2 protein-coding genes are annotated in these 1,011 nt (G+C 53.0%); both read left to right on the forward strand.

From position 1 onward, the window contains the following. Positions 1 to 242 precede the first annotated feature (242 nt). A complete protein-coding gene (gene dps / locus ACREAY_RS12160; protein WP_431756029.1) occupies positions 243 to 848 on the forward strand; it encodes a DNA protection during starvation protein in 606 nt (201 codons plus the stop codon). Between the two features lie 29 nt (positions 849 to 877). Next, a partial coding sequence (locus ACREAY_RS12165) for a Rieske (2Fe-2S) protein (protein ID WP_431756030.1) occupies positions 878 to 1,011 on the forward strand: 134 nt, incomplete at its 3' end.

Here is a 1,011-nt window from a genome sequence, read left to right on the forward strand (position 1 = left end):
GTTCCAGACGTCCTTTCTGACCAGAAGAGACGGGTTGAAAAGCATGTTGAGGGGCGGCTGCGCTATGCTCTTTTTAGTGTCCGGAACTTCTGCTGGAGTCCCCGCTTCCGACAATCCCACCTTGAGAAGGGCGTGTGCGTATAATACGTTATGGGTCAAGAAAACACGCGCATCTTTCTACCGGGAATAGACAGGTAGGCAATAGAGATAGCCTTTAAAATTTTCAGGATAATTATCGTCTCATGACTGATACTGACTATGCGAAAACTACAAGGCCGGTCCCAAACATCGTGGCCCTCGAAGTCCTGCAAAAAAACGGCATAAACATCGACAGACTCAAGGAGCTGATACTGAAAGGCGTAGGGGCAGAATTTACGACCTACTATTACTACACAATTCTCAGGATGCACTGCACAGGGCTTGAGGGTGAAGGTATCAAGGAGATCGTCGAGGACGCGAGAATAGAGGATAGGAACCACTTTGAGGCAATGGTGCCCCGCCTGTACGAGCTGGGAGGCGCGCTCCCCCGCGACATACGGAAATTCGCGGACCAGGCGGGCTGCCCCGACGCGTTCCTGCCGCAGGACTGGGAGAACATAAACTCCATCCTGAAGGTGCTGCTCGAGGCGGAACAGTGCGCCATCAGGTCCTGGGGAGAGGTCTGTGACCTGACGACAGGCAAGGACCCAAGGACCTACGACATTGCGCAGAGGATAATGCAGGAAGAGGTAGAGCACGAGGCGTGGTTCATAGAACTGCTCTCAAAGAGACCGTCGGGCCACTTTAGGAGAAAGTTTGCGGGCCAGTCCCCGCATACCGGATCTCAGGGAAGCCTGATCCACCTCTAGGCTTATACGCCCCTTCTTTTTCTTTTTTTATGTTGCAGGTCTGCAAGAGCGACGATATCCAGGACAACCGCTGGAAGGTGTTTACGATAAATTCCACCGACGTGCTGGTTGGGAGAAGGAACGGGAGGCTTTTTGCGTGCAACAATTCTTGCCCCCACAGAGG

Source organism: Nitrososphaera sp., from assembly GCF_050748925.1.
Taxonomy (GTDB): domain Archaea; phylum Thermoproteota; class Nitrososphaeria; order Nitrososphaerales; family Nitrososphaeraceae; genus Nitrososphaera.

Bases quoted from the DNA above. Each gene is read 5' to 3' on its own strand.
- dps (WP_431756029.1), top strand. From the start codon at position 243: ATGACTGATACTGACTATGCGAAAACTACAAGGCCGGTCCCAAACATC.